A 26,979-nucleotide genomic window follows, 5' to 3' on the forward strand; every position below is an offset into this window, starting at 1 on the left:
GCATGCCCATCGTTCGCCGCGCCTCCTCCGCACCGGTCCTCGCCGCGCTCGTCGCGCTGCTCGTCACGCCCGCCTTGGGGTGCTCCAAAAAGAAGAACGACGCGGGCGGCGCGGAGGCGGGCGCCGCGGCCATCGTGCACGCGCCGTCGCCGAAGGAGCGTCCCGCGGATCGTGTCGCGCCCGTCGCGCTCGTCGCGCCCGTTCCGCTCGCCGACGGCCCGCCTCTCCTCACCCACACGCCCAAGGATCCGCGCGGCCCGAAGGAGTACGTCGATCGCGCCGCGCTGCGGAGCCTCCTCTACTTCAAGAAGTACGCGCGCCTCTCCGCGTTCTTCGAGGAGATCCAGGCCCGGTTCGAGAAGGACGCGGCCGACGAGCACCTCGTGATGGAGGCGCTCGACGCCTTCGCCTCGGCCGACGATGCGCTTCGGGCGGAGCTCGACGGGTGGGTCGAGAGCGGCGACACGTCGTTCGCTCCGTACCTCGCGCGCGCGGCGCACCACACCGAGGTCGGGTGGACCTCCCGCGGCGCCCTCGTCGCGTCGAAGACGTCGGCCGAGTCCTTCGAGAAGCTCGGAGACGGGCTCACGCTCGCAGGGAAAGACGCCGACAAGGCCCTCGCCATCCACCCGAAGCTCGAGGCCGCCCGCGTGCTGCTCATGCGGAACGAGAAGGGGCGGAAGAAGGACACCCCGCCGCGCGCGAAGGCGCTCCTCGCCGAGTCGGAGCGCGCGTGCCCCTCGTGCTTCGCGCTGCGCTTCGCCTACGGGTATGGCCGCATGCCGCGGTGGGGAGGGAGCTTCGAGGAGCTCGACGCCTTCGCGAAGACGCTCCCGGTGGAGAAGCGCCCCGAGCTCGCGACGATCGCCGGGCTCTCGGACTACGAGCGGTACCTCCAGGCCACCGGAAAGAAGGATCTCGACGCGGCGCTCGCCTCGCTCTCCGCGGCCTCGGCCCACTACGACGCGCCGCTCTTCGCCCGCGATCGCGCCGAGGTCCTCGAGCGAAAGGGGGACTCCGCGGGGGCGCTCGCCGCGATCGACCACGCGCTCGACCTGCGCCCGGGGTATCCGGAGTACCTCGCCACGCGGGCGGGCATCCTCACGTCGTCGAAGCGCTGGGTCGACGCGGGGCGAGATCTGCTCGCGGCCGTGCGCGTCTCGCGGACGAACGCCGAGGCCCGCCGCATCCTCGCGTGGGTGGTGGAGTGGCTCGTGTGGGAGGGCTGGGAGAAGAAGCTCGCCGGAGAGCAGGACGCCGCGCTGGACCGCCTCGAGCTCGCCCTCGAGCTCGCCCCGACCGACAAGGCCGCGCGCCAGACCCACACGTCCATCGTGCTGGGAGAGCCCGATCCGTCGAAGCGGATCCCCGCGCTCGAGGCCGCCGTCCGCGACAAACCGAACGATTTTCGCGCGCACCAGGCCCTCGACTACGCGCTCGCGCGGCAGGGAAAATACCCGGCCGTGATCACGATGTGGAACGGCTACTTGGGCCGCAACCCGAAGGACGGCCGCGCCTACCTCGAGCGCGGCGGCGCGTACCAACAGCTCGGCGACGCCGCGGCCTCCCACGCCGACGCGAAGCGCGCGTGCGACCTCGGGTTCGCCGAAGGCTGCGTCGAGGCCTCCCGCGGGAGCGTACCGCGCTGAGCGCGAGCGCCTTGGGAAGAAAGAGGGCGACGGTTCGTCGTCGGCCTCGAGCGCGAGCGACGCTGGTTCCTCGGATCGCGCGGGTTCAGACCCGATTCCAGGCGTGCCGCGCGTAGAGGAGCGCGAGGGCGAGCACGACGAGCCATGCGATTCCCCACGCGGGGGCCAGGCTTGCGACGCCACAGCCGCTCGCCTTCGCGACGACCGGTGCGAGCACGACGAGGACCGGAATGGAAGCGAGCCCTTTTCGGTGCTTCTCGCGGTCCCTCTTCTGGATCTCGGCGACACGCTCGCGGAGGAGCCGCTCCTCGACCTCGGCTTGGGCACGGAGGACGTCGAGCCGGTCGTCGTCTCGGCGCTCGCCCGGAGATCGAAACGGATTTTCGCTCATGAAGGGCCTCCTCCCTGGCTCGCCTACGGCGCTTTGCAGGTCGCGACGACCTCGGGGGCGAGGGCGCGCGCCGCTCTCCGCTTGGCGAACACGTTGGCGAGGCGCTCGTCGAGGCCCGGATCGCTCGCGCCGAGCACCTCGTTCAAGAGGCGCTCGTAGAGCAGCGTGTCGCCCGTCGGGCACGCGACGCGGAGCGCGTACTCGAGCTGCACGACGAGGGCCTTGCGCTGCGTCTTCTCGAGGAGCACCTCGTAGGCGCGGCGCGCCTCGTCGGCGCCGTCTTTGGCCTCGGCCTGCGCGCCCGCGAGCCACGTCGAGGCGCCGAAATGCGCATAGCCCGGGGCGAGCCGGTTCGAGCGCTCGAGCAACACGAGCCCGACGAACGGCTCGAACACACGCGCCGTCGGATCGCCCTTCGCGAGGCGGGATCGCGCGAGCCAGGCGCGGCCCACGAAGTACGCGAGCTCGCCGTCCGCGCGGCTCGTGAGGCGCTGCTCGCAGTGGGCCGAGAGGCCTTCGCGCGTGCGTCGCGCCTCGTCGAGGTTGCCTCCGCGCTTCGCGAGCGCCGAGAGCCCGAACCCCACGGCCCGCTCGAGGGCGTGCCGCTCACGGAGCTCGTAGCCTACCTTCGCGCGGTCGTTGCCCTCGCGCGCGGCGGCCTCGCGTGCGTCGGCGAGGAAGAGCGTTCCGTACATCGTCCACCCGCGCACGAGCGCGAAGAGGACGTCGTCGTCGTGAGGGGCCATGCGGTAGAGCCCCTCGAGCTCGGCGAGCTGCGAGAGCGTGCCGGCGAGCGCGACCTCCGTGTCTCCCAAGGTCTCGAGGGCCTCGGCGCTCGCGCGTGCTTCGGCGATGCGCGCGTCGACCACGGCCCCGCGCAGGCACCCGGGGAGGGCCAGGGCAGCGACGAGAAACGCGGCGGTGAGGGGCGCTCTTCTCATGGGTCAGCGGGTGGCGGCGAGCACGAGGCAGGCGGCTCGCGCGCGGAGGGTGGGATCGTCGTCGGCGAGCAAAGGAGCCGCGCGTGCGACCCGACCGAGCGCCGCGAGCCCGGCCGCGGCCCGCAAGCGGAGCCCGAGCTCGCGTCGGCGCGACTGCTCTTCGAGCCAGAGCTGCACGGGCAGGTAACGGAAGCCCGCGAGGATGCCGCGCGCGCGGGGAGCGTGGGTCACGTCGTCCTTCTGGCCGGCCACGCGGACGAGCTCCACACGCGCCCGCTCGGCGTCGGCCGGCACACGCAGGAGCTTGCCGAGCGCCGGGAGGGCCACGTCGCGGTCGGGGTCGCGCGAGGCCTTGCGGAGCTCCTCGAGCCCTTCGCCCTCGGGCCGCACGAGCACCACGGCGAAGGCGCGCTCGAGCGAGGAGCCGTCGCGGAGGGCCGAGAGGGCGACGCGCGCGGCGTTGTCACGGAGGAACGTGTCCTCCGTGGTGTCGCGCGACGTGGGCATGCGCAAGATGGCGCTGGCGACGGTGAGGCGGTCGCTCCCTTCTCCGAGGCGCGCGCGGAGGGCGTCACGGCCGCCGAGCTCGTAGAAGGGCGAGGTGGCGAGGCCCGAGGCGACGTCGTCCCGGAGGGCAGATTTTCCGGTCGTCCATGCGTCGCGCAGGCGGTCGAGCGCGGTGCGTGCGAGGCGGAGGGAGCGGCGCTCGTCCTCGTCGGCCGAGTCGACGAGCCCGGAGAAGACGTCTTTTTTGCGGCGGGCCACGGCGTCGACGGCGGCGCGCAGGGCGAGGTGGCGCACCCCGTCGTCCGGATCGAGGCGGGCGGCCTCGAAGAGCGCGTCGAGCTCGCCGAGGGTGGCCCCGTCGCCGGCCGCGAGGGAGGCCATTTGGCGCGCGACGACCTCCCTCATGAGGAGGGCTTGGATGCGGGCCTCGGCGTCGTCGGCGGCGGTGAGGCCACGCTGGGCGATCGCGCGGTACGCGGGGCTCGGATCGTCGCGGTAGCGGCGGGTGTCGCTCGGCTCGAAGAGCCCCTCTTCGACGCGCACGCGGGCGATTTCGGCGCCGAGGCCGTCGTGTTTGTTTTCGCGTTTCTCGAGGGCCGAGTCGAGGTCTTTGGCGCACGCTCGGAGCTCGCGGACCTTGGCGTCGTCGCGCCCGTCGACGAGGCCCGACACGTCGCGCTCGAGCAGGGCCTTCGCGATGTCACGCGCCTCGCCGTTGGTGAGCGCGCCTACGCGGTGCTGGCGATCGATCTCGGCCCGGAGCGCGGGGATGTCACCGCGCTCGGCGTGGCGCACGGCCGACGACGCGCAGCCGGTACCGAGAGCGGCGACAACGAGCGCCACCGGGATGCCGAGCCAGCGCGAGAGCCTCGAGGGCGGAGTGTACACGGGGAGCAGCTTACCAGGTGTCGCACCCCTTGGGAGGATCACACAAGGTGCCGCTTCTGTTCGGGTTTTTGACTCACTGAAACGTGATGGCCACGTTCAGGCTCAGGGGCACCACGTACCGTGACTCGCTCGGGATGACGGTCGTGGTCGCCTTCATCTTCGAGTCGTAGCGGGTCGCGGTGATCTCGTCCGACTTCAACGCGAAGAACGGCGCGTCGGCGCGCAGGCTCAGGGCCGCGCCCACGTGCCCGGTGCGCAAGAAGGCCGCGCCCGCCTCGGCCGAGGCCGTGAACCCCGAGCCGTCGAGGTCGGTGTCGTAGTCGCCCCTCGGGGCGCGGCTCACGTGAAAGTACCCGACGCCCACGCCGAGGCCCACGAACGGCGCCACGTCGCCGTCCGTCAAAAAGTAACGCCCGCCCACCCCGACCGAAGCCGAGACGAGCTTCCCGTCGGTGCTGCCGATGCCCCCGGCGCGCGCTTGGCCGGCGAGGGCCCACCGCTCGCGGCGAAACTGGAGGCCGAGGTACATGCCACCGGCCGCCGAGAACGTGGTCCCCGCGGGCGTCGCGCCCGATATGCCGAGCTCCACCCCCGGCTGGATCGGCTTGCTGACGACGGGCTTCGTGCTCTGCGCGAGCACGTTGTCGACCGTCTCGCTGTCTTGCACGGTGGCCTTGTGCACCATCGCCTCCGCGAGGCGCGGCGCCACGACCGGCATCTCCTCGAGGCTCGCCGCGAAGGCCCGGCGCTCCTCGTGGGTCGTGCCCTCCGTCATCACGACGAGGATCTTTCCCCCGAGCCGCCCGAAGCGCACCTCGTAGGGCGAGCCCTGGGCCCCGCGCTGCGCGAGCTCGGTGCACACGATGTCGAGGCTCGTGCGGACGTCGGGCGCCTCGAACCCGGTCGTGTCCCCGAGGGTGCAGACGACCCGGCCCGAGCGCAACGTGAGCGCCGGAGCGGGAGACGGAGCGGGGGCCGTAGCGGGAGACGGAGCCTCGGTCTGTGCGCCTTGCGCCTGCCCAGGCACGGGCGTCGCCTCGTCGGCTCGCGCGGCCCGCTCGGAGGCGCCCACGAACGCGAGCGCCACGACCGAGACGACGGCCACACGCGACAGACGCCGAAGGGCCGAGAAGAGGGGAGACGAAGCGTTCGAGGCGACCGGACCGTGGGGCTGGCAGAGCATGCCTGCCCTTTCGCAAGGCATGCGCCACGGCGGTCCCAGGACCGAAACCCCAGTTTTCTCGGCAAATCGAGCCTTTTCCGGCGTGCCCACCGGCTCCGCTGGGTCGGAAGGTTCACAGGTTGAACCACTTTGGGTCCACAGGGGCCGAGTCGCGGTCGTCCTGGGGCGCCGCAGCGGCTGCGGGCGGGCGCACCGGGTGCGTCGGGCTCATGGGAGAAGGCCGATTTCGCGGGCCAGCGCGTTCGCATGCGGTTTGCAAGTCACTCGATGTGTCGCATGCTTGAGGTGCGGCGCCGGTCGGCCCGCGGGTCGGGGTCCTTTCTTTCCGTCGGTTTCGGAGGTGGTGCCATGCGTCGTGTCGTGGTCGTCGTTCTGGTCGCGGGGCTCGGGGCAGGGGTGGGCTTCGTCGGGTGCGGGGAGACCGCCACCATCGACGATCCGGTCGACGCCCAGGCCGACGCCTTGGCCGACACCGGCGCGGACACGGGCGATCCGTGCTCCGGCAAGGCGCTCCCCGAGTGCCCGGCGAAGTGCACGACCTTCCCGATGACGGGCGCGTGCACGTCGGGCGATGCGTGCGCCATGAACGAGATCGGCGACGCGTGCGCGTGCGTGGGCGGCGCGTGGCAGTGCACCGTGCACCCGCCCCTCGGCCAAGGGTGCAACCTCGTCTGCCGAGGGTTCGCCCCTCCGAAGGACGCGGGCGCGGATGGCCCCTCGGCCGACGCGAGCGACGGCGCCGCCGTGTGCGACGCGACCATGAAGGGCGCGTGCGGCGCGAACGCGTATTGCCTCTCGAAGGACTGCAAAACGGGCGTGTGCGTGCCCCTGCCCACCGAGACCAAGAACACCTTCGATCCCGTGTGCGGGTGCGACGACGTCAACTACTGGAACGACGACGTCGCCGGCGCGCGAGGCATGAGCGTGAAGGCGAAGGGCGAGTGCGCCAAACCCGTGACGTGCGGCGGACCGGGGCCCACGCGCGCCTGCCCCGCGGGCCTCGGGCTCTCGTGCGACATGATGGCCGGGAACGCCGTGCAGTGCGCGGCGCAGAGCGTGCCCGGGGTCTGCTGGGCGCTGCCGAAGACGTGCCCGACGATCGTCATCGGGCCGGACACCCGCGGCTGCGGCCAAGTGCGCTGCGCGTCCCGGTGCGATCTCGTGCGCGCCGAGGCCACGTACTACCGCGACGTCACCTGCCCCCAGTGAGCGGGGTTCGGGTTCCTCCTTCGCGTGAGGCGTGGTAGCGAGGTCGGGCCGTGAGCCGCCCCGTCGTCGTCGTCGCGAACCGCAACGCGCTCCACCTGCGGGCGCCCGGGCCCATGCTCGAGGCGCTCCGCGGCGCGCGCTCGCACGGGGCGATCTTGCGGGAGACCTGGTCGCTCGACGCGCTCGCCGAGGTGGCCGATTTCGCCGCGTCCCGTGACGCGCGGGCGGTGGTGCTCGCGGGAGGAGATGGCACGCTGATGGCGGGCCTCACCGAGCTGCGGCGTGCGTTCGCGGGTCGCGAGATGCCGTCGTTGGCCATCGTCCCGGGCGGCACGGTGTGCACCGTCGGGCGGAATTTCGGCGTTCGCGGGCGCCTGCCCTACACGAACCGCGTGCTCTCGGCGGTCCTCCGTGGCACGAGCGGGCGCGCCGTCGTTCGCCCCCTCGTGGTGCGTGAGCACGAGGGCAAGACGCGCGCGGGGTTCATCTTCGGCCTCGGGCTCGTCTCGAGCTTCTTCGACGCTTATTACGACGGTCGCCCGCGGGAGGCGCTCGGCCTCGGTCACGCGGCGCGCATCGTGTCGCGTGTCTTCGCGGGCTCGTTCGTGGGAGGCGAGCTCGCCCGCCGCGTGCTCAGCCCTCAGCCGGCGCGGATCGCGGTCGATGGCGCCGAGGTCCCGCACGACGGGTACAGCCTGTTCGTGGCGAGCGTGGTGCGCGACCTTGGGCTCCACATGCACCTCACGTATCGCGCAGGCGAGCGGCTCGATCGGTTCCACGCCGTCGGGAGCGCGCTCGGCCCTTCCGCGCTCGGCCCGCAGATGCCCCGTGTGCTCGCGGGGCGGGCGCTCATGGGGCCCGGCGTCGACGCGCTCGCGAGCACCGTGTCCGTCGACTTCACCGGCGAGCGGCGCGGGTACGTGCTCGACGGCGAGCTCTTCGAGGCGACCCGCGTCGAGGTCTCCCTCGGCGACGAAGTCGCCATTTGCAGGCCTTAGGGCCTCGCGCGAGCCGAGCGCGGCCCTCGACGCCGCGATGTCACGAAAGGTGCGCCCTCGTTTCGCGAGCGCGCGTGGGCCTGCGCGACCGCGGTTACAGCGTCTCGAGGTAGGAGGCGAGGTCGGCGCGCTCGTCCGCCGTGAGGTGGCTCGTCTCGTGGGCCCCGACGCCGCACCGAAGCTCCTTGAGCGACGTAGCGCACCCCGTGTGGAAGTACGGCGGGTGCGTGGACACACCCACGAGCGAGGGCACCTGGAACATGCCGCCCACCCCCTGGAAAAAACCGGGTTTCGACAGGCGTGGCCCCGTGTGGCAGGTCGCGCAGGCCACGTCGGCGCGCTCGAAGAGCGCTTTGCCTCGCGCGGAGGCCTCGGTCGGGGCGGCCGTCCTCGGGCCGGGGATCGCGAACATCCACGCCTCGAGGGCGTCCTTCGCCTCTTGGTCGAGCTTCGGCCCGCTCATGCGGCCGGTCATCACGCGGTCGGCCAACACGGACACCGTGGGGACGTCACCGCGCCAGTGGAAGGGCGCCGTGTCCTTGAGGGTGCCTCGGAGGGAAGTCGTACGCACCGGGCCGCTCGCGTCGAGGGTCCAGATGAGGCCGTCGTCTCCGCCCTCGGCGTGGCACGACGCGCACGCGATGCCCGACCGCGTGCCCGCGTGGAAGATGGCGTGCCCCGTGTCCTCGCGGGAGATCGACGAGAGCGGGATGACGACGCGTTCGGGGAGGAGCTCGAGCTGCGCGGGCTCGCGCGACTGGACCACCATGGCGCCCGGGCCGCGAAACGCGACGGCCGTGGCTTGCCCCTCGATGGTGAAGCCGCGCGCGCCCGGGAGGCACGTCATCGAGGGCCCCTCGGTTCGATCGAAGACGTACACCTGGGGCAGTGACTTCGTGTGGCCATTTCCCGCGGCGACGATCGCGATGGACGTCTCTTCCACGGCGACGTCGACCGGGAACGCCGCCAAATTCGGCCCTCGCTGTGTGAGGAGCTGTCGTGCGGGTTGGCCGGGTCGCACCTCCCCCGAGTGCGAGAGCCGGCTCAACGCGGGCTGAACGATGGACCCTCCCATGATGCGGTCGTCGCATCCGGTGTCGCTCGGGGCGGGGGGAGCGCTCCCGCCGTACGGCGTCGAGCCCGAGCGCGAGGCGGCGAGCCGCGCGATCTCGTGGACCACGAACGGATCCTGCCCCTTCGGATCGACGACCATGCGCATCGCCTGCATCGTGTTCGCGCCGCTCGGGACGGCGGTCTGCACGACCTCGAACTTCGGCCCGAGCTCCACGATCTCGACCTGCCTCAGCCGGCTCACGAGGACCTTCCCCGCCGCGATCACGACGTCGCGCAGGCCTCCCGAAAGCTTCGCCACCGTCTCGGGGAGGGCGGCCGCCGAGGGATCGGTCGCGAAGCGCACGACCTCGCCGCCCTCGCACACCACGAGGCCATGGGTGCCGTCGGGAAGCATCGTGAGCCCTCGCGGCGCGGGGCAGACCTCCCACCTCTTGCGCACGACCCCGCCCTCGTCGAGGGTCGCGATGGCCCCAGCGCCGCGCAGCACGACGTGCACGAGACCTCGGGGATCTTGGATCACGCGGCCGGGCTCGTCGCCCGGAGCGAGGTGCACGGTCGTCACTTCCTTGCGAGCCGCGTCGACGACGTAGACGGCGTCCCGATCGGGATCGGCCGCGACGATGTGCCCATTGCGGAGCACGGCGAGCGTGCCACCGGAGATCGGCGGGGGAGGGAGCTCGGCGCGGACGGTCGGGCCGAAGTCCGGGTGCGGGATGCCGGCCGTCGCCGACCCCGATGGGCTCCCCGAAGGTGCGCGCCCCGTGGGCGGCATCAGCGGCACGAGCACGACCGTCTCGGGGCCGTCCGAGCACGCGGCGATGGCGCACGGGGCGGTGAGGGCGGCGAGGACGATGGCGCTGCGACGGTTCATGGGCACCCCTTCAGCATCGCGCATGCCACGCGCCCGTCGAGGGGAAATCGCGGCCCTCTTCGCGCGCGCCGCGGCGCACGGTGCGCCACGTTGCACACCCCGTGGGGGCTTTGCACACCCCGAAAACACGAAGCCCCCGCGACGGATCGCGAGGGCCTCGTTCGAGCCGAAGGTAAAGAAGGGTTACTTCTTCGCCTTCTCCTGCTCGGCCTTGTACTTCTTGATGAGCTCCTCGCCGATACCCGACGGGACCGCCGCGTACTTCGAGAACTCCATCGTGAACTCGGCCTTGCCCTGCGTCGCGGAGCGGAGCGTCGTCGAGAAGCCGAACATCTCGGAGAGCGGCACCTCGGCGTCGACGTGCGCGAAGCCGTCGCTCTCGGTTGTGCTCAGGATGAGGCCGCGGCGCTGCATGAGGAGGCCTGTCATGCCGCCCTGGAACTCGACCGGGCCCTCGACCGACACCTTCATGATCGGCTCGAGGATCTGCGGGCCGGCCTTGGGGTACGTCTCGCGCCAGGCGCCGCGGGCGGCCTCCTGGAAGGCGATGTCGCTCGAGTCGACCGCGTGCGAGCCGCCGTCGTTCAAGGTGATCGCGACGTTGACGACCGGGGCGCCGATGAGGAGGCCCTTGGCGAGCATCGAGCGGAAGCCCTTGTCGACCGCGGGGATGAACTCGCGGGGGACGATGCCGCCGACGATCTCGTCGTTGAAGACGTAGTTCGCCTCGGGCCACGGCTCCATGAAGCCGCCGATCTTACCGAACTGGCCGGAGCCGCCGGTCTGCTTCTTGTGCGTGTACGCGTAGTCGACGCGGCGGGTGATGGTCTCGCGGTAGGCGACGCGGGGCGGGCTCGTCGTGACCTCGGCCGCGTACTCGCGCTTCATGCGCTCGATGTAGACGTCGAGATGGAGCTCGCCCATGCCGGCGATGATCGTCTCGCCCGACTCGGGGTCGGCGCTGACGCGGAAGGTCGGGTCCTCTTTCGTGAAGCGACGGAGGGCCTTCGACATGTTCGTCTGGGCCTTGTTGTCCTTCGGCGTCACGGTGAGCGAGATGACCGCGTCGGGGACGAACATGCTCGTCATCGCGACGTTCATGCGGCCGTCGCAGAAGGTGTCGCCCGAGTTGCAGTCGATGCCGAACATGGCGACGATGTCACCCGGGTCCGACGACTCGATGTCCTCTTGCTCGTCCGAGTGCATACGGACGAGGCGGCCGACCTTGTGCTTCTTGCCGGTGCGGGTGTTGATGATCTCGGCGCCCTTGGCGAGCACGCCCTGGTAGACGCGGACGTACGAGAGCTGGCCGAAGCGGCCGTCCTCGAGCTTGAACGCGAGGGCGACGAGGGGGTCCTTGTCGCTCGACGAGAGCACGACGCGCTCCTCGTTCTTGTCGAGGTCGACGGCCGCGTTCTCGACCTCGCTCGGGTTCGGGAGGTAGGCGTTGACGCCGTCGAGGAGGAGCTGGACGGCCTTGTTCTTGTAGGCCGAGCCCATCATGACCGGGGCGATCTTGAGGGCGATCGTGGCGTTACGAACGGCCTTGTGAATGAGCTCCTCGGTGACCTTCTCCTCGAGCATCGCCTCGGCGAGCGCGTCGTCGTGGAGCGAGAGCTCGTCGAGCATGATGTCGCGGTACTTCTGCGCCTCGGCGGCCATGTCCTCGGGGACCTCGCTCTCGCGGATGTCCTCGCCGTTGTCGCCGTAGAAGCGGTACGCCTTCATCTTGATGAGGTCGACCACGCCCTCGAACTTGTCCTCGAGCCCGATGGGGAGCTGGAGGAGGACCGAGTTGAGGCTAAGCTTCTCTTTGAGCTGGTCCTTGACGCGGATCGGGTTCGCGCCGGCGCGATCGAGCTTGTTGACGAACGCGATGCGGGGGACGTTGTAGCGGCGCATCTGGCGGTCGACCGTGAGCGACTGCGACTGCACACCGGCGACGCCGCAGAGCACGAGGATCGCGCCGTCGAGCACGCGGAGGGCGCGTTCGACTTCGATGGTGAAGTCGACGTGGCCGGGCGTGTCGATGATGTTGATGTGGTTGCCCTTCCAGTAGCAGTGCGTGGCCGCCGACTGGATCGTGATGCCGCGCTCGCGCTCGAGATCCATCGAGTCCATCTTCGCGCCGACGCCGTCCTTACCTTTGACGTCGTGGATCGCGTGGATGCGCTTCGTGTAGAAGAGGATGCGTTCGGTCAGCGTGGTCTTGCCCGAGTCGATGTGGGCGCTGATCCCGATGTTTCGGATCTTGGCGAGGTCGCTCATGGGCGCGTGCCTCTAGGCGGCCTTCGCCCGACTTTCCAGTGAATTCGGGGAGTGCCCACGAAAACGGGCCCGGAAGCCGTCTTCGTGCGCCGACGAACGGTCGTCGGGGGCCCGTCTGTGAACCCATGGTCACTGAATGGTTCAACCAGTGAACGTCTCGATGGGTCGCCCCGACGAATTCTCGGGGCGAACGGCGGTCCCCGCGTGGCACGAAGGGTGCTGAAGGTGTGGGCATGAAGCCCTTCGTCTTCGCCGCCGCCCTCGTCCCCTCGGTGCTCGTCGCGATCGTCTCGGCCTCCGTCGCCCACGCCGACGACCTGCCCGCGTTGCCCGAGCCCGCCGTCACCGCGGCGCCCACCGTCACCGCCGCGCCCTCGGTGACGCTCGTCCCGGCCGCCCCCGCGGCGACCACGCCTCCTCCCGCCGCCGCGCAGCCCGTCGCCGCACCCTCGACGCCCACGCTCGTCGCGCGGAGGCGCGCGGAGACCGAGGGAGAGGAAGCCCCGCGCGAGTGGTACGGCTACCAGACCCTCGTCGTCGACCTCGCGGGGATCGGCATGACCGCCGGGGCCGCGGGGGGCGGGTACCCGCTCGCGATCGCCGGGCTCGCGACGTACGTGGTCGGTGGTCCCATCGTGCACGCGGCGCACGGGCACGGTGCGAAGGTCGCGATCGACCTCGGAATCCGCCTCGGCGCGCCCACCGTGGGGGGGCTGACGGGCATATTGCTCGGGTGCGCGGGGGGCTGCAGTGGCGATCTCGGAGGGCTCGCAGGGGCGATAGGCGGCGCCTTCGGCGCGGGGCTCGGCGTGGTGACCGCGATCGTCATCGACTCGGCGGTGCTCGCGCGTGAGCCCGCCGAGCAGGGCAAGGAGTCGGCGAAGTGGGACGGAAAGCCCATCGTGCGCCCCGAGGTCACGTCGCTTCCTGGTGGCGGCGCGGTGGGTGTGGGGGGGGCGTTTTGAGAGCGTGGGCCTGCGTCGCGGCAGCCCTCGCTTGTGGAGCCCAGCTCGCTGTGACGAGCCCCGCCCGAGCCGACGAGCGCGCCGAGCCGTCCGCTTGGTCCCCCCATGCCGTCGCGCCCTCCGAGGACGGGCACGAACCCGAGAAGGCAGGTACCCGGCCTATGGGGCCCGCGTACGGCTGGATGCTGGGCATCCCTGACGGGGCGTCGCTCGCCCTCGGCGCCGTGTCGTTCGGCGTCGCGGTCGGGGCGAAGAGCTCGGACGCCTGGCTGCCTCTCGCGGGGGCGGCGGTCGGAACGTACGCGCTGGGCGCGCCGATCGTGCACATGGCCCACGGGTATCCGCTTCGGGGGCTCGCCGATCTCGGGATCCGTGTCGGCGCGCCGCTCGTGCTCGGGGCGGCGGGGACCGGGCTCATCTGCGCCTCGAACAGCGGCGCTTGCAGCGGTCTGGGCCTCGCGTGGGCGAGCGTCTTCGGGTTCGCGATCGGCGGCGGCGTCGGGGCGATCTCGGCGATGCTCGTCGACCACCTCGTCATCCCGTCGGACAGCAGCGCCCGGTGGACGGCACGCTGGGACGGAAAGCCCATCGTGCGCCCCGAGGTCTCGGCGCTCCCTGGGGGCGGCACGGTGGGCGTGGGCGGCGCGTTCTGAGGGCCGCGCGGCACTTTTGCCCTTGTCGAGGCCGCTCCGAGCGCCGTCGCGAAGGGCGGGGAGCGCATCCGAGGGTCGACACGTGTCGGGGACGGCGCCATACTCGAGCCGTGCGAAGAGGGGGGATTTTCGTGGTGCTCGTGGGCTGCGCGGCAGCCTGCACGTCGTTCGGGGCCGACGGCACGTCGCCCTCCGACGCGTCGGTCGCGGTCGACGCCGCGGTGCCCGATGCCGAGCCCGGGGTCCTCGACGCCGCGCCCGAGCCCTCCGACGCGGCGACCGACGCGAAGCGCATCGATCCCCCGAGGGACAGCGGGCGTGACGCACCCCCCCGCCTCGACGTCGCCTTCCTGACCAGCCTCGTGCCCGACCCGGGAGGGCGAGACGCCGCCGATCGCGTCTGCGCCCAAGAGGCCCTGGATGCCACGCTCGCGGGTACGTTCATCGCCTACTACGGGGTCGCGCCCGTCCTGATGGGGGGGATTGGGCAGCCGCCCGAGGTGCGGGTGCTCCCGACCGGCACATGGAGGTGGGCCTCGACCGCCGAGGTCGCCTTGCGCGGCGCGAGCCCCACCATGCTCGAGGGCACCGCGCGAGGGCCAGATGGAAGCCTCGTGAGCGTGAGCAGCGCCATCGAGGTCTGGGTCGCCTGGTCTGCGATGGGGTTCAAACCAACCTCGTACGCGACGCTCCCGAACCTCTTCCGCAACGGGGAGGGAGCAGGTGCACGCCGCCTCCTCTGTTTCGAGCGGCTCTGACGGGCCGCCGAAGGCTCCCATTGTCCCTTGACTCTTCCCACCACCCTGGTATCTAAGCGCCCCCGCTCCCTCGTTGGAGCCTCACGACCTCAACCAAGGCGCACCAAGCACCGCAAAAGACGAATGGTCCTCCTGACATAAGGATCGGGTTACCCCCAGGGCGAGCACGCCAAAGGCTCTCGCCACCGCAACTGGAAGCGGTACCCCGACACCCTCTCCGGGCCCCCCGAGCACCTGACGCTCGGGCCTCTCTCGAAAACGCGAGGAGGTCGGCCGGAGAGGGTTTCGTGCGTCTTGGACCTCGAAACCGCAGTCTCCCTTCCTCCTCCTGGAGCTCCCCGTGGCCCGCGAATACTCGCTCGAACGCACCCGCAACATCGGCATCATGGCCCACATCGACGCGGGCAAGACGACGACGACCGAGCGCGTGCTCTATTACACGGGTGTAAACTACAAGATCGGCGAGGTCCACGAGGGCGCCGCGACCATGGACTACATGGTCCAGGAGCAGGAGCGCGGGATCACGATCACCTCGGCCGCGACGAACTGCTTCTGGGCGCCGGTCGAAGGCCCGCACCAGGGCGTGCGGCACCGCATCAACATCATCGACACCCCCGGCCACGTCGACTTCACCATCGAGGTCGAGCGCTCCCTCCGCGTGCTCGACGGCGCCGTGGCGGTGCTCGACGGTGGCAACGGCGTCGAGCCCCAGACCGAGACGGTCTGGCGCCAGGCCGACAAGTTCCGCGTCCCGCGCATCGTGTTCGTCAACAAGATGGACAAGCTCGGCGCCGACTTCGAGATGAACGTGCAGACGATCCGCGATCGTCTCGGCGTCGTCCCCGTGCCCATCCAGTACCCGGTCGGCGAAGAAGACCAGCACCGCGGCGTGGTCGACCTCATCCGCATGCAGGCGTGCATCTTCGACGAAGAGTCGCGCGGGCAGAAGTACACGTGGATGGCGATCGGCGAGGCCGCCAAGCTCGTGAAGGGGCTCGAGCCCTCGACCCTCGAGGCGAAGGCGAAAGCCTTCCGCGAGCAGATGATCGAGGCCTGCGCCGACATCGACGACGCGATCATGGCCAAATTCCTCGACGGCAAAGCCGACGAGGTCACCGAGCAAGAGATCGTCGAGGCGCTCCGCAAGGGCTGCACGACGTTCAAGTTCTTCCCGGTGCTCTGCGGCTCGGCGTTCAAGAACAAGGGCGTCCAGCTCCTCCTCGACGCGGTCACCAACTACCTCCCGTCTCCGCTCGACATCCCCCCCGTCAAGGGCGTGAACCCCGACAACGAGAAGGAAGAGGAGCGCGCGGCGGACGACAAGGCGCCCTTCGCGGGCTACGCCTTCAAGATCATCAACGACCCGCACGGGAACCTCACGTTCTTCCGCGTGTACTCGGGCACCCTCACCTCGGGCACGATGGTGATGAACTCGACCCGCGGCAAGCGCGAGCGCATCGGCCGCATCCTCCGCATGCACGCGAACAAGCGCGAGGAGCTCACCGAGGCCGACGCCGGCAACATCTACGCGGCGGTGGGCCTCAAGGACACCCGCACCGGCGACACCCTCTGCGACGAGAAGAAGCCCATCATCCTCGAGAAGATGATCTTCCCGGAGCCGGTCATCAGCATCGCCATCGAGCCGAAGACGAAGGCCGACGTCGAGAAGCTCTCCACGGGCCTCCAGAAGCTCGCGGCCGAGGACCCGTCGTTCCGCATGCACACCGACGAAGAGTCGGGGCAGACGATCATCTCGGGCATGGGCGAGCTCCACCTCGACATCATCTGCGACCGCCTCCGCCGCGAGTTCAAGGTCGAGTCGAACATCGGCAAGCCCGAGGTCGCCTACCGCGAGGCCATCTCGAAGAAGGTGCCCTGCGAGTACAAGTACGCGAAGCAGTCCGGTGGCCGCGGCCAGTACGGTCACGTGCTCATGGAGATCGAGCCCGGCGAGCCGGGCTCGGGCTACGTGTTCGAGAACGCGGTCGTCGGCGGATCGATCCCGAAAGAGTTCATCCCCGCCATCGAGAAGGGCGTCAAGGACGCGATGGGCCGCGGCGTGCTCGCGGGCTACCCCATCATCGACATGAAGTGCCGCCTCTACGACGGCAGCTACCACGACGTCGACTCGAGCGCCCAGGCGTTCGAGGTGGCGGCCTCCCTCTGCTTCCAGGACGGCGCCAAGCGCGCTGGCCTCCACCTCCTCGAGCCCGTGATGAAGAACGAGGTCGTCGTCCCGGAGGAGTTCATGGGCACCGTCATCGGTGACATCAACTCCCGCCGCGGCAAGGTCCTCGGCATGGGCCAGCGAGGAAATGCACAGGTCATCGACAGCGAGGTTCCCCTCGCGCAAATGTTCGGCTACGTGACGGACCTCCGGTCGATGACCCAGGGCCGCGCCACGTCGTCGATGCACTTCGCGCACTACTCCCCCGTGCCGAACCAGGTGCAGGAAGAGATCGTCGCCAAGGTGCAGGGCAAGTGAATGGGGCGCTCGTAAGCGCCCGCAAGAGTTAAGAAAACGGAGAATCGAGAGAAGTCATGGCGAAAGAGAAATTCAACCGCAGCAAGCCCCACGTGAACGTCGGCACCATCGGTCACATCGACCACGGCAAGACGACGCTCACGGCCTCGCTCGTGAAGGTTCAGTCGAAGAAGAACCTCGCGAAGGTCATTTCGTACGCGGACATCGCGAAGGGCGGCACCGTCCGCGACGCGACGAAGACCGTGACGATCGCGGCTTCGCACGTGGAGTACGAGTCGGAGAAGCGCCACTACGCGCACGTCGACTGCCCCGGCCACGCCGACTACATCAAGAACATGATCACGGGCGCGGCGCAGATGGACGGCGCGATCCTGGTCGTGTCGGCGCTCGACTCGGTCATGCCGCAGACGCGCGAGCACGTGCTCCTCGCTCGCCAGGTCGGTCTCCGTCACATCGTGGTCGCGCTCAACAAGTGCGACGCGGTGGAGGACGCGGAGATGCTCGACCTCGTCGAGATGGAAGTCCGCGAGCTTCTCTCGAAGTACAAGTTCGACGGCGACAACGCGAAGATCGTCCGCGTGGCGGCCTTCCCGGCCCTCCAGGGCGAGCCCAAGTGGGAGGAGTCGATCGGCAACCTCATCGCGGCGCTCGACAGCGAGATCCCCGAGCCCGAGCGCGACGTCGACAAGCCCTTCCTCATGGCGATCGAGGACGTGTTCTCGATCAAGGGCCGCGGCACCGTGGTCACCGGCCGCATCGAGCGCGGCGTCGTGAAGACGGGCGAGGACGTCGAGATCATCGGCTTCCGCGACACCCGCAAGACCACGGTCACGGGCGTCGAGATGTTCCGCAAGATCCTCGACGAGGGCCGCGCGGGCGAGAACGTCGGCGTCCTCCTCCGCGGCATCGAGCGCACGGACGTCGAGCGCGGGCAGATCCTCTGCAAGCCGGGCTCGGTCACGCCGCACAAGAAGTTCATGGGCGAGGTCTACGTCCTCAAGAAGGAAGAGGGCGGCCGTCACACGCCGTTCTTCACGAACTACCGCCCGCAGTTCTACATGCGCACGACGGACGTGACCGGTACGTGCCACCTCCCCGAGGGCACGAAGATGGTCATGCCGGGCGACAACGTCACGATGACGATCTCTCATCACCCCCGTCGGCCTCGAGGAGCAGATGCGCTTCGCGATCCGCGAGGGTGGCCGCACCGTCGGCGCGGGCATCGTCACCAAGGTCCTGGAGTAAGCCATGTCCGCCACCACCATCCGTATCCGCCTCCGGGCGTTCGACCACCAGCTCCTCGACAAGTCGGCCACCGACATCGTCGAGACCGCCAAGCGCACCGGCGCCCGCGTCGCGGGTCCGATCCCGCTCCCCACCCACATCTCGCGCTACACGGTCCTCCGCGGACCGCACGTCGACAAGAAGTCGCGTGAGCAGTTCGAGATCCGTACCCACAAGCGCCTGCTGGACATCCTCGACCCCACGCAGCAGACGCTCGACGCCCTCATGAAGCTCGATTTGTCCGCCGGGGTGGACGTCGAGATCAAGACGCCTCGCTGAGGGGAGCCGAAGTCATGGCAAAGATCGACGTTTACAATCTCAAGCGCGAAAAAGTCGGCGAGCTCACCCTCGCGGACGAAGTCTTCGCGGCCGAAGTCAAAGAGCACCTCTTCTACGAGGTCGTGAAGGCGCAGCTCGCCTCGCGTCGTCAGGGCACCGCCGGCTCGAAGAACCGCTCCGCGGTCTCGGGCTCGACGAAGAAGATGCTCAAGCAGAAGGGCACCGGCGGCGCTCGCCACGGTTCCAAGCGCGCCCCGATCTACGTCGGCGGCGGTCAGGCGCACGGGCCCCGCCCGCGTGACTGGTCGTACCGTCCCCCGGCGAAGGTCCGCGCCTCGGCGCTCCGCTCGGCCCTCTCGAAGTTCCACAAGGAAGGCCGCCTCGTCGTCGTCGACGCGTTCGAGCTCGCCGAGGTCAAGACCAAGGGTCTCCTCGCCACGCTCGCGACGCTCAAGACCGACAAGAAGGCCCTCGTCGTCGACGCGAGCACGAACGAGAAGCTCAAGCTCTCGATCCGCAACGCGGCCGATCACTCGTTCCTTCCCCCGGAAGGCGTCAACGTCTACGACCTCCTCCGCCACGACACGCTCGTCCTCTCGAAGAGCGCGGCGCAGGCCCTCGAGGCTCGTCTCTCCCCGAAGAAAGCCGGTGGTGCACAATGAGCCACGAGCACATTCTCCTCCGTCCGATCGCGCTCACCGAGAAGGCCTCGATGCTCCGTAACCAGGGCAACCAGGTCGTGTTCGAGGTCGCGCGCAACGCCAACAAGGTGCAGATCCGCGAAGCGGTGCAGGCGCTCTTCAACGTGAAGGTCGAGAGCGTCAACACCCAGAACTACCGCGGCAAGGATCGCCGCATGGGTCGCGGGTACGCCAAGCTGCAGAACTGGAAGAAGGCCATCGTGACGCTCAAGGCGGGCGACTCGATCGACTTCTTCGCCGAGGCCTCGGAGTAAAGCGATGGGTATCAAAGCGTTCAAGCCGACGTCGCCTGCACGTCGCTACTACTCGGTCTCCGACTTCAAGGAGATCACGCCGGGCAAAAAGCCCGAGAAGAAGCTCCTCGAGCACCAGACCTCGAGCGGCGGCCGCAACGCTCACGGGCGCATCACCTCGCGCTTCCGTGGCGGTGGGCACAAGCAGCGCTACCGCATCCTCGACTGGAAGCGCGAGAAGATCGGCGTCCCGGCGAAGGTCGCGAGCATCGAGTACGATCCCAACCGTACCGCCCGCATCGCGCTCCTCCACTACGCCGACGGCGAGAAGACCTACATCCTCGCCCCCGACGGCCTCAACGTGGGCGACACGATCGTGTCGAGCCGCACGGCCGACATCAAGCCGGGCAACTCGATGCCCGTCCGCCACATCCCGCTCGGCACGACGATCCACAACATCGAGCTCCGCAAGGGCAAAGGTGCGCAGATCGTCCGCTCGGCCGGCGCGGCCTCGGTCCTCATGGCCAAAGACGGCGACTACGCGCAGGTGCGTCTCCCCTCGGGCGAGATCCGCAAGGTGCACCTCGACTGCCGCGCCACCATCGGCCAGGTGTCGAACCTCGACCACGCGAACGTCAGCATCGGCAAGGCCGGTCGCTCGCGTTGGCTCGGTCGCCGGCCGCACAACCGCGGCGTCACGATGAACCCGGTCGACCACCCGATGGGCGGCGGCGAGGGTCGCAGCTCCGGCGGGCGCCACCCGTGCTCGCCCTGGGGCCAGCTCTCCAAGGGTCTCAAGACCCGCAACAACAAGCGCACGGACGGCATGATCGTCAAGCGCCGTGGTCAGAAGGGTTAACCCATGCCTCGTTCAATCAAGAAGGGCGCCTTCGTCGACGGCCACTTGGCCGAGAAGGTCGCCGCCGCCTCCGCCACCCAGTCCAAGAAGGTCATCAAGACCTGGTCGCGCCGCAGCACCATCACCCCCGACGCCATCGGCCTCACGTTCGCGGTCCACAACGGCCGCAAGTTCGTGCCGGTGTTCGTCACGGAGAACATGGTCGGGCACAAGCTCGGCGAGTTCGCGCCGACCCGCACCTTCCACGGCCACTCGGGCGACAAGAAGGCCAAGGTCAAGGGCAAGTGAGCCCCTGATCGCCACACGCCGGGCGCCCCTCGAGGGTGCCCGCGTGTGACCCGAAGAGCCCACGGAGCGCGAAGCTTCGTGGGCTTTTTCGTGGGTCGGGGGACGAGCGTGGAAGGGAGCTCGGCGTGCGAGGATCTTCGGCGTGGTTCGTGGGTTCGGGGGCGCTCGTCGCGTTCGTCATCTCGTGCGGTCCCACGAAAGAGGTGAAGGGCCCGAGGCCTTTCGAGCGGTGTGAGGAGCCGAGCTCGAACGGCGTCCCGAGCAAGAACGACGAAACCATGGTTCTGCTTCGTCCAGCGCTCCGGGCCTGCTTTCAAGAGGCGCTCCGCGAAGACCCGCAGACGCAGGGCTGCATCGTGCTGAGCCTCACGGTCCGTGACGGCGAGGTGCGCGAGAGCTTCGTGGAGAAGGTCCACGGGCTCGACGCGTCGCTCACGGAGTGTGTGCGGAAGGTCGTCGCCGGAGCCACCTTCGATCCCGCGGGTGGCCGCCTCGTGGTGCCGGTCACGTTCCTTCAGCAGCGTCCGAGTGCGCCGAGCCCGTAGCCGAGCCGCGTCGACTTGCCGGGAGGCCATGACCTCCCCGATCACCCGGATCTCCCATGTCCCTCCGCCACGAAGGGGCGCGCGGTCGCGGGGCGCGCTAGGCTAGGGGCTCGATGGTCCTCGTTCGTAGCCTCGTCCCCGTGGCGCTCTTGGGCTTCGGCTTCGCCCTCGCCACGGGCGCGTGCAGCGGCTCGTTCGCGGGCATGGGCGAGGGAGACGGGGGAGGCGCGGCGTGCACCCCGCGCGCGTGCGCCGACGACGCGTGCGGCACGATCGACGACGGATGTGGTCGCGCCCTCGACTGCGGCGGCTGCCAGGGCACCACTCAGTGCGTGGACAACCAGTGCAAGTGCACCCCGCGTTCGTGTGCCTCGGCCGGTGCTACGTGCGGTCAGCTCACCGACGGGTGCACCGGCAACGTGCTCTTCTGCGGCACGTGCGAGGGCGACGGGGGCGCGCCCATGGACGCGGGCTCCGACGCGGGGGACGGCGGCCTCGGCGCGGCGCGCCTCTACTGCGGCGCCGACAACCGCTGCGCGCCGGTGCCCTGCACCCCTAAGACGAAGGACGAGCTCTGCAAGGTCGTCGACAAGAACGTGCGCCCGTGCGGCATGATCGCCGACGGTTGCGGCGGCGTGGTCGACTGCGCCGCGACGAACTGCACCGGCACGGGCCAGACGTGCGGCGGCGGTGGCGTCGAGGGGCGCTGCGGCTGCAAACCGAAGACGACCGGGACGGCCTGCACCCTCGGCACGTGCGGCAACGTTGCGAACGGCTGCGGCGGCACCGTCTACTGCGGCTCGTGCAGGTAGCGCGGCGCGTTCGACGAGCCGCGCGAGCTACCGCGCGAGCCTCGTGAGCGCGTAGCCCACGGCCGCCGCGTGGACGAGCGCGCAGCCGATCATGGGCACGAAGAAGCTCGCCTTGCGCGTCTTGTGGCGGAAGACCCGCATGCCCAACGCGCCGCCCACGACGCCGAAGGCGAGCGACAAGAGAAGTAGCGTCCGCTCGGGGACGCGCCTCGCGCCCTCCTTCGCGCGTGCCTTGTCGAGACCGAACGCGGCGAACGTCACGAGCCCCATCACGGCGTAGAGCGCGAGGCCCGCGGCGACGGGGAGCGGCATCGTCGGGAGGGAGGGCACCGCGCCTTCGGACCACGAACGGCCCCCGCGCGCAACCCCGACGGAGCGCCTTCGAGGGAGGGCTCGGACCCGAATCTTCGCCAATCGTCAACGTTGACGATTCTGGCCGCGCCGTCGACGCGCGAAATGTTCGAGAAAAATAGGCACTTGCGGAGAGGCTCCTTCGCCAATCGTCAACGTTGACGATGGCGTTCGTCAACGTTGACGATTCTCGTCGCGGTCGCTCCGAGGCGGTGCTCTGCCTCCCTATCGCTCGGAGGGAGCTCCCCTCGACGACCTCACGGTCCGATTGTGCGACGGGCCTCGCCTCGCGGCCGAGGCGTACTACGATGCGCCTCGAGGTCGCTTCTCGCCGGAGGGTTCATGGTTCTCGCGAAGATCGTCGTGGCATCGTTCGTCCTCGGGGCCCTCGTCGTGGCCTGCGGCGGCAAGGTCGAAGGCAGCGAAGGCGATGGCCCGTCGTCGTCCGCCTCGCCCGCGCCCGGGGTCGTCGCTCCGAACGCCTGCCAGAAGGCCTGCCCGAACGATCCCGAGCCACCGGCCGATGCGGTCGCGCAGTGCAAGAGCGGCGAGGACCCTTCGGGCGCCGGGTGCAAGAACGAGTACGTGGCGGTCCTCAACTGTTTCGCCGGAAAGGTCGTCTGCAAAGACGGGAAGACCGACCCGGAGGCCTCGGCGCAGGCGCTCTTCGTCGCCTGCGGGAGCGCCATCTTCGCCTACCAAGGCTGCGCATCGAAGGGCTTCGACGCAGGGCGCCTCGGGCCCTGAACCCCGGCGCGGGATGCCGTTGCGTCGGCGGTCCGGCGCGGTGCTACATTCGAAAGGATGCGCGCGCTCCTCGCAGGTTCGTGGGTGCTGGTCATGGTGGGGTGTGGGCTGAGCTTGTCCATCGACGAGACCGCCCCGGCTCCCGTGCCCTCGACGAGCGTCACGCCCAAGCCTCCGCCCACGCCGACGCCCACGTCTCCTCCGGGTGGGGACGCCGCGGTCGATGCCGAGCCGAGCGGAGACGGCGGAGGGCCCGACGCCGAGCTCGTCGACGGGTCGGACGGCGCGGTCGTCGTGCCCCCGGATCCGGCCAAGGTGAGCGTGTCGTACGCTGCTGGAAAGAACCGGGTCGTCTATGCCTTCGACGTCACGACCGCCACGTTCACCGCCCAGACTTCGACGGGGTGCCCGGTCGCCGAAGAGACGGCCGTCATGGCCGACGGCACCGTCTACGTGACCTCGCAGGACAGCCGCGAGCTCTTCACCTGGGCGGCCGGTGCCGGCTGCACACGCATCGCCAACAACCTGAGCCTCCCCTTCGCGCTGGGTACGGCCGATCTCGGCGGCGTCGAGGAGCTCGTCGGGTACCGTAGTGGCGACTACGTCAAGGTGAGCCGCGCGACCGGCGCCGTCACGACGATCACGGCGGGCGCCCTCGGCTCTCTGCGCCCCAGCGGGGACGTCACGCGCATCGGGACGAAGGGGTACCTCGCCGCGCAGAGCGGCACCGGCGGCGGCGCGTTCGCGTGCCCGGCCGGAGGCGACTGCGTCGTGTCGGTGAACCTTACCGACGGCCGGCCGGTCGCGCTCCTCAAGCACTTCGTCGGGCTCGGCATCTTCGGCATCGCGCACAGCGGCGGCATGCTGCTCCTCTACGCGAACGGCCAGGTGTTCCCGCTCGATCCGACCACGCTCGTGCTCGGTGCGTCGCTCGCGGCTGCCCCGACCGGCGCCGACTTCTCGGGAGCGGGAGCGCCCGCGTTCCCGACACGCTGAGCATCGTCAGGCTCAGCGGGGGCGCGGCTTCGACGGCTTCGGCCCACGGCGCGTCGAGGGTTGGGGGCGCGAGGTCGCGCGCTTGGGCGCTTCGGGTTTTCGTCCCGCGCGTGCGTCGCGGGGGTCGCGTTCGCCCGCCGCCGCGTCGCGCTCCCTCGAAGCGAGCTCGGGGGTGGCGTGCGCGACGTACACGTGGTGCGTGCGCGCACCGCGGCCTTCGCGTTCGAGGGTGAATCGAAACCCGGCGCCCCGCAGCGCGCGCTCGAACCCCATCGACGGGCCCTCGCACCACACGGCCAACGTGCCCGTGGGGGTGAGCGCGTCGCGTGCCCTCCGCACGGCGTAGACGCCGTAGAGCGGGTCGTTCGGGCCGACCTGGTGCTGAGGGCCTTGGTACATGTCGAGCACGATCGCGTCGAAGCGGTGCATGCGAGGGTTCTTGGCGACGTGCGCGACGAGCTTGGACACGTCGGCCACCTCGAGCTTCACGCGCGGATCGCGTGTGGCGTTCTGCGTGAGCTCGCCCAAGGGCCCGCCGCACCACTCGACCACGGCGGGGTTCAGCTCGGCCACGGTGACGATCGCGTCCTCTCGGAGGACGTCGAGCGCGGCGCGAAGCGTGTACCCCATGCCGAGCCCGCTCACGAGCACGCGCGCCCCGCTCTTCTCACGGAGGGGCTCGCACGCGAGCTTGGCGAGCGCGTCCTCCGAGCGGTGCGCGGCGCTGCTCATGAGGATGCGCCCGTCGATCGTGATGAGAAAATCCTTCTCCCCTCGGCGACGGAGCTCGAGGCTCCCGTCTCTCGTCACCACGGTCGCGAGCGTCTCCCAGGGTCGGGTCATGGGGCGGTCTTTAGGCGAAGGGCGCCCTCCGTCGAGCGACTTTCGGAGCGCCCGCACCAAAAAAAACCGAGCGCGCCGCGTCGCACGCTGCCGAAGCGCCCCACCTTGTCCGACGCTCCCGCGGCCGATACCCTGCGTCCAACAGGGGAATCATCGATGGAATCGTCACCCGTGGTCCGCATCCTGATCGGCGTCGTCTCCGTCCTGTTCCTCGTGGGCTACATCGCGTGGAGGTTCATGCGGGCCGGGCAGGTGGTCGAGGCGCAGGCCGCGTTCGGGAACGACATGTCGTCGTACTTCGCCGCGATGATGCAGGACCCGCGTTGGCTTCGTCTCCAGCAGATGGTGCAGGCGCGCTACCCCCTCGCTCCTCCCGGCACGAACCCCCAAGCGTACGTGGTCCAGCACGTCGCGCTCGTCGACGACCAGGCCCAGATGTACGCGCAGCGCTCGCACGGCGCCACGCGCGTCGTCGCGCTCCTCGTGCGCGCGCAGCCGAGCTCGCAGATCTACGTGTCGATGGACCTCGCGAACGGCAGCGTGCGCGAGGATCCGGCGCCCTACGGTTGGACCTACCTGGGCCCGCCGAGGTAGCGCCTCCCCTAGCAGCCCGTTGATTTTCTCCCATCCCCCGTCGGGGACTTCCAAGGGTCGTCGGCCGCTCGCCGCCGCATCCCGACCGCCTTCGTTGCGATCCTGCGGTGCGTTCTCACCTACAAAAGTAGGCTCCGGGCGCTCCTCGGATCGCGCCTCGGCGGGTCGGGCGCGGACGTCGAACGGCCTCGGTCCCCCGTCGGGGACTTCCAAGGGTCGTCCGAAAATCAACAGGCTGCTAGGCACGAGCGTCGAGCGGGAGATGTGGCCTCACCGCGAGGCCTCGGGTCCTACTTGTCATCGCTACGCACCTGCGAGGCTGGCGTGCGGCGCCGTCGCGGCCGAACGCCCGCGGTGTCTCCCACGGGCTCCACGCGGCCGGACGATTCCTTGTAAGGTTTCGGGCGGCGGCCGGACTATCCCTGTGTGAGCATCGACATGGCACTCGAGGGCGGAGCGGGAGAGGGACGGCAGGAGCGGCTCTCTCGGCTGCTGATGGAGCACGGTAGGCCGCTCGAACGCATCGCGGCGAGCTACGCGCGAACCCTCGCGGATCGGGAGGACCTCCTCCAGGATTTCGCCCTCGCGCTGTGGACGGCGCTCCCGTCGTTCCGCGCCGAGTGCAGCGAGCGGACGTTCGTCCTCCGCGTCGCCCACAACCGCGCGCTCGGCTTCCTTGCGAAGCGCGGCCCGAAGACCGCGGACGTGGAGGACCACCTCGACGACGTCGTCGCGACCTCGGGGAAGAACCCGGCGATCGCCTACGAGCGAGGGGAGCGTGGGAGCCGGCTCTTCGCCGCGGCGCGTGCGCTGCCCCTCGGGCATAGGCAGGTCGTGACCTTGCTGCTCGAGGGGCTCTCGCACCGCGAGATCGCCGAGGTGCTGGGCACGACCGAGAACAACGTCGCCGTGCGGGCGAACCGCGCGCGCGCCGCGATGCGTGCCCTGCTCGAGGACGATGGAGAACGAAAAGGAAAAGGAACAGGAAGTGGAAAGGAGCCGAGCGATGAGCGGTGACCAAGAGCTCGAGGCGTGGCGTGCAGAGTGGCAGTCCCTTGGCGGTCGCGAAGGCCTCGCGCAGGAGCTCGCCGGGCGGGTCGGGAGAGATGGGCAACGCATCCGGCGCGGGGTCGCGCTCGAGATCGCAGGGGGCGCCTTCGCGACGGCGCTCAGCGTGTGGCTCGTGGTCCGCGCGCGTGGGGAGCTCGTGGTGTCGGTCGTGTGCGCCGGGATCCTGCTCTTCGTCGGGGTGTGGGTGACGCGCATCGTGACGCTCCGGCAAGGGACGTTCGACACGATGGGCAGCGGTCTCGACGCGTTCGTCGCGCTCACGCGCCGCCGCGCCGAGGACGACGTGCGCTGGGGCCGCTTCGCGATGCGCGCGATGCAGGTGCTCGCGGCGCTCCTCGTGCCGTGGGGCGTGTGGGCCTTCGTGGCGCGCTACGCCCTCTACCGCGCCGAGCCCTGGCGCGCCGTCGTCGGCTTCGGTACGGCGGCGGTCATCCTCGGCGTGTCCCTCGTGTGGCAGCGGCACAAGCTCCGCAAGGTCGAGGCCGAGCGCGAACGCTTCGAGGCCCTCGTGGCCGACACGACGATCGTGTGAGCGC

The 26,979-nt window shown here is 70.1% G+C and carries 26 protein-coding genes and 2 pseudogenes; 20 read left to right on the forward strand and 8 right to left on the reverse strand.

Annotated elements, in window-relative coordinates; translation table 11 throughout:
• Positions 1–2: 2 nt before the first annotated feature.
• Positions 3–1,649 carry a hypothetical protein gene (locus IPK71_15735; GenBank protein ID MBK8215191.1) on the forward strand — a complete coding sequence of 549 codons (1,647 nt, stop codon included), beginning with the start codon at positions 3–5 and terminating at the stop codon, positions 1,647–1,649.
• Between the two features lie 85 nt (positions 1,650–1,734).
• Here the strand turns inward: IPK71_15735 and IPK71_15740 are convergent, their stop codons facing one another.
• The 4 genes from IPK71_15740 to IPK71_15755 form a co-directional block, all read right to left on the reverse strand.
• Positions 1,735–2,040: a hypothetical protein gene (locus tag IPK71_15740; GenBank protein ID MBK8215192.1), complete on the reverse strand. Its 306-nt coding sequence runs from the start codon at positions 2,038–2,040 to the stop codon at positions 1,735–1,737.
• Positions 2,041–2,063: 23 nt separating this feature from the next.
• The gene (locus tag IPK71_15745) at positions 2,064–2,981 is read right to left on the reverse strand and encodes a hypothetical protein (GenBank protein ID MBK8215193.1); all 918 of its coding nucleotides are present in this window, start codon (positions 2,979–2,981) and stop codon (positions 2,064–2,066) included.
• Between the two features lie 3 nt (positions 2,982–2,984).
• Positions 2,985–4,376 (reverse strand): hypothetical protein, encoded by a 1,392-nt coding sequence (locus IPK71_15750; GenBank protein MBK8215194.1) that lies wholly within the window; start codon positions 4,374–4,376, stop codon positions 2,985–2,987.
• 73 nt (positions 4,377–4,449) lie between these two features.
• Entirely contained in the window at positions 4,450–5,559 is a 1,110-nt protein-coding gene (locus IPK71_15755) for a hypothetical protein (GenBank protein ID MBK8215195.1), read from the reverse strand.
• Between the two features lie 348 nt (positions 5,560–5,907).
• Between IPK71_15755 and IPK71_15760 the strand changes: the two genes are divergently transcribed.
• Entirely contained in the window at positions 5,908–6,768 is an 861-nt protein-coding gene (locus IPK71_15760; GenBank protein ID MBK8215196.1) for a hypothetical protein, read from the forward strand.
• A gap of 50 nt (positions 6,769–6,818) precedes the next feature.
• Positions 6,819–7,766: a hypothetical protein gene (locus IPK71_15765; GenBank protein ID MBK8215197.1), complete on the forward strand. Its 948-nt coding sequence runs from the start codon at positions 6,819–6,821 to the stop codon at positions 7,764–7,766.
• Between the two features lie 94 nt (positions 7,767–7,860).
• Here the strand turns inward: IPK71_15765 and IPK71_15770 are convergent, their stop codons facing one another.
• Both IPK71_15770 and IPK71_15775 read right to left on the reverse strand, forming a co-directional pair.
• Complete coding sequence (locus tag IPK71_15770; protein MBK8215198.1) at positions 7,861–9,711, reverse strand: c-type cytochrome; 1,851 nt, start codon at positions 9,709–9,711, stop codon at positions 7,861–7,863.
• Between the two features lie 183 nt (positions 9,712–9,894).
• The gene (locus IPK71_15775; GenBank protein MBK8215199.1) at positions 9,895–11,979 is read right to left on the reverse strand and encodes an elongation factor G; all 2,085 of its coding nucleotides are present in this window, start codon (positions 11,977–11,979) and stop codon (positions 9,895–9,897) included.
• 233 nt (positions 11,980–12,212) lie between these two features.
• Between IPK71_15775 and IPK71_15780 the strand changes: the two genes are divergently transcribed.
• From IPK71_15780 to IPK71_15835, 12 genes and pseudogenes are all read left to right on the forward strand, one after another.
• On the forward strand, positions 12,213–12,944 hold the full coding sequence (locus tag IPK71_15780; protein ID MBK8215200.1) for a hypothetical protein: 732 nt from the start codon (positions 12,213–12,215) through the stop codon (positions 12,942–12,944).
• 161 nt (positions 12,945–13,105) lie between these two features.
• Complete coding sequence (locus IPK71_15785; protein MBK8215201.1) at positions 13,106–13,597, forward strand: hypothetical protein; 492 nt, start codon at positions 13,106–13,108, stop codon at positions 13,595–13,597.
• Positions 13,598–13,707: 110 nt separating this feature from the next.
• Positions 13,708–14,355 carry a hypothetical protein gene (locus IPK71_15790; GenBank protein ID MBK8215202.1) on the forward strand — a complete coding sequence of 216 codons (648 nt, stop codon included), beginning with the start codon at positions 13,708–13,710 and terminating at the stop codon, positions 14,353–14,355.
• Between the two features lie 340 nt (positions 14,356–14,695).
• Positions 14,696–16,840, forward strand: a complete 2,145-nt coding sequence (fusA, locus tag IPK71_15795) for an elongation factor G (protein ID MBK8215203.1) — start codon at positions 14,696–14,698, stop codon at positions 16,838–16,840.
• A gap of 56 nt (positions 16,841–16,896) precedes the next feature.
• A pseudogene (tuf, locus tag IPK71_15800) lies at positions 16,897–18,085 on the forward strand (elongation factor Tu).
• A gap of 3 nt (positions 18,086–18,088) precedes the next feature.
• Positions 18,089–18,403, forward strand: a complete 315-nt coding sequence (gene rpsJ, locus IPK71_15805) for a 30S ribosomal protein S10 (GenBank protein ID MBK8215204.1) — start codon at positions 18,089–18,091, stop codon at positions 18,401–18,403.
• 14 nt (positions 18,404–18,417) lie between these two features.
• On the forward strand, positions 18,418–19,065 hold the full coding sequence (gene rplD, locus IPK71_15810) for a 50S ribosomal protein L4 (GenBank protein MBK8215205.1): 648 nt from the start codon (positions 18,418–18,420) through the stop codon (positions 19,063–19,065).
• Entirely contained in the window at positions 19,062–19,358 is a 297-nt protein-coding gene (rplW, locus tag IPK71_15815; GenBank protein ID MBK8215206.1) for a 50S ribosomal protein L23, read from the forward strand. The genes rplD and rplW overlap by 4 nt, the downstream gene beginning before the upstream one ends.
• Before the next feature lie 4 nt (positions 19,359–19,362).
• A complete protein-coding gene (rplB, locus tag IPK71_15820; GenBank protein ID MBK8215207.1) occupies positions 19,363–20,196 on the forward strand; it encodes a 50S ribosomal protein L2 in 834 nt (277 codons plus the stop codon).
• Between the two features lie 3 nt (positions 20,197–20,199).
• Complete coding sequence (gene rpsS, locus IPK71_15825; protein MBK8215208.1) at positions 20,200–20,484, forward strand: 30S ribosomal protein S19; 285 nt, start codon at positions 20,200–20,202, stop codon at positions 20,482–20,484.
• Between the two features lie 125 nt (positions 20,485–20,609).
• Positions 20,610–21,029 carry a hypothetical protein gene (locus tag IPK71_15830; GenBank protein ID MBK8215209.1) on the forward strand — a complete coding sequence of 140 codons (420 nt, stop codon included), beginning with the start codon at positions 20,610–20,612 and terminating at the stop codon, positions 21,027–21,029.
• Between the two features lie 113 nt (positions 21,030–21,142).
• On the forward strand, positions 21,143–21,841 hold the full coding sequence (locus tag IPK71_15835) for a hypothetical protein (GenBank protein MBK8215210.1): 699 nt from the start codon (positions 21,143–21,145) through the stop codon (positions 21,839–21,841).
• Between the two features lie 27 nt (positions 21,842–21,868).
• Here IPK71_15835 and IPK71_15840 read toward each other — a convergent pair whose 3' ends face one another.
• On the reverse strand, positions 21,869–22,153 hold the full coding sequence (locus IPK71_15840) for a DUF1294 domain-containing protein (protein MBK8215211.1): 285 nt from the start codon (positions 22,151–22,153) through the stop codon (positions 21,869–21,871).
• 381 nt (positions 22,154–22,534) lie between these two features.
• On the opposite strand from IPK71_15840, the gene IPK71_15845 reads away from it, so the two are divergent.
• Together IPK71_15845 and IPK71_15850 are read left to right on the forward strand one after the other, a co-directional pair.
• Positions 22,535–22,939 carry a hypothetical protein gene (locus IPK71_15845; protein MBK8215212.1) on the forward strand — a complete coding sequence of 135 codons (405 nt, stop codon included), beginning with the start codon at positions 22,535–22,537 and terminating at the stop codon, positions 22,937–22,939.
• Between the two features lie 57 nt (positions 22,940–22,996).
• Positions 22,997–23,935 carry a hypothetical protein gene (locus tag IPK71_15850; GenBank protein MBK8215213.1) on the forward strand — a complete coding sequence of 313 codons (939 nt, stop codon included), beginning with the start codon at positions 22,997–22,999 and terminating at the stop codon, positions 23,933–23,935.
• A gap of 180 nt (positions 23,936–24,115) precedes the next feature.
• Here IPK71_15850 and IPK71_15855 read toward each other — a convergent pair.
• Positions 24,116–24,778, reverse strand: a pseudogene (locus tag IPK71_15855) (spermidine synthase).
• Between the two features lie 156 nt (positions 24,779–24,934).
• Here IPK71_15855 and IPK71_15860 point away from each other — a divergent pair.
• The 3 genes from IPK71_15860 (at position 24,935) to IPK71_15870 (ending at position 26,975) form a co-directional block, all read left to right on the forward strand.
• A complete protein-coding gene (locus tag IPK71_15860) occupies positions 24,935–25,372 on the forward strand; it encodes a hypothetical protein (GenBank protein ID MBK8215214.1) in 438 nt (145 codons plus the stop codon).
• Between the two features lie 438 nt (positions 25,373–25,810).
• Positions 25,811–26,389 (forward strand): RNA polymerase sigma factor, encoded by a 579-nt coding sequence (locus IPK71_15865; GenBank protein ID MBK8215215.1) that lies wholly within the window; start codon positions 25,811–25,813, stop codon positions 26,387–26,389.
• The gene (locus IPK71_15870) at positions 26,379–26,975 is read left to right on the forward strand and encodes a hypothetical protein (protein MBK8215216.1); all 597 of its coding nucleotides are present in this window, start codon (positions 26,379–26,381) and stop codon (positions 26,973–26,975) included. The genes IPK71_15865 and IPK71_15870 overlap by 11 nt, the downstream gene beginning before the upstream one ends.
• Positions 26,976–26,979 lie beyond the last annotated feature (4 nt).

The organism is Myxococcales bacterium, from assembly GCA_016712525.1.
GTDB lineage: Bacteria > Myxococcota_A > Polyangia > Polyangiales > Polyangiaceae > JAAFHV01.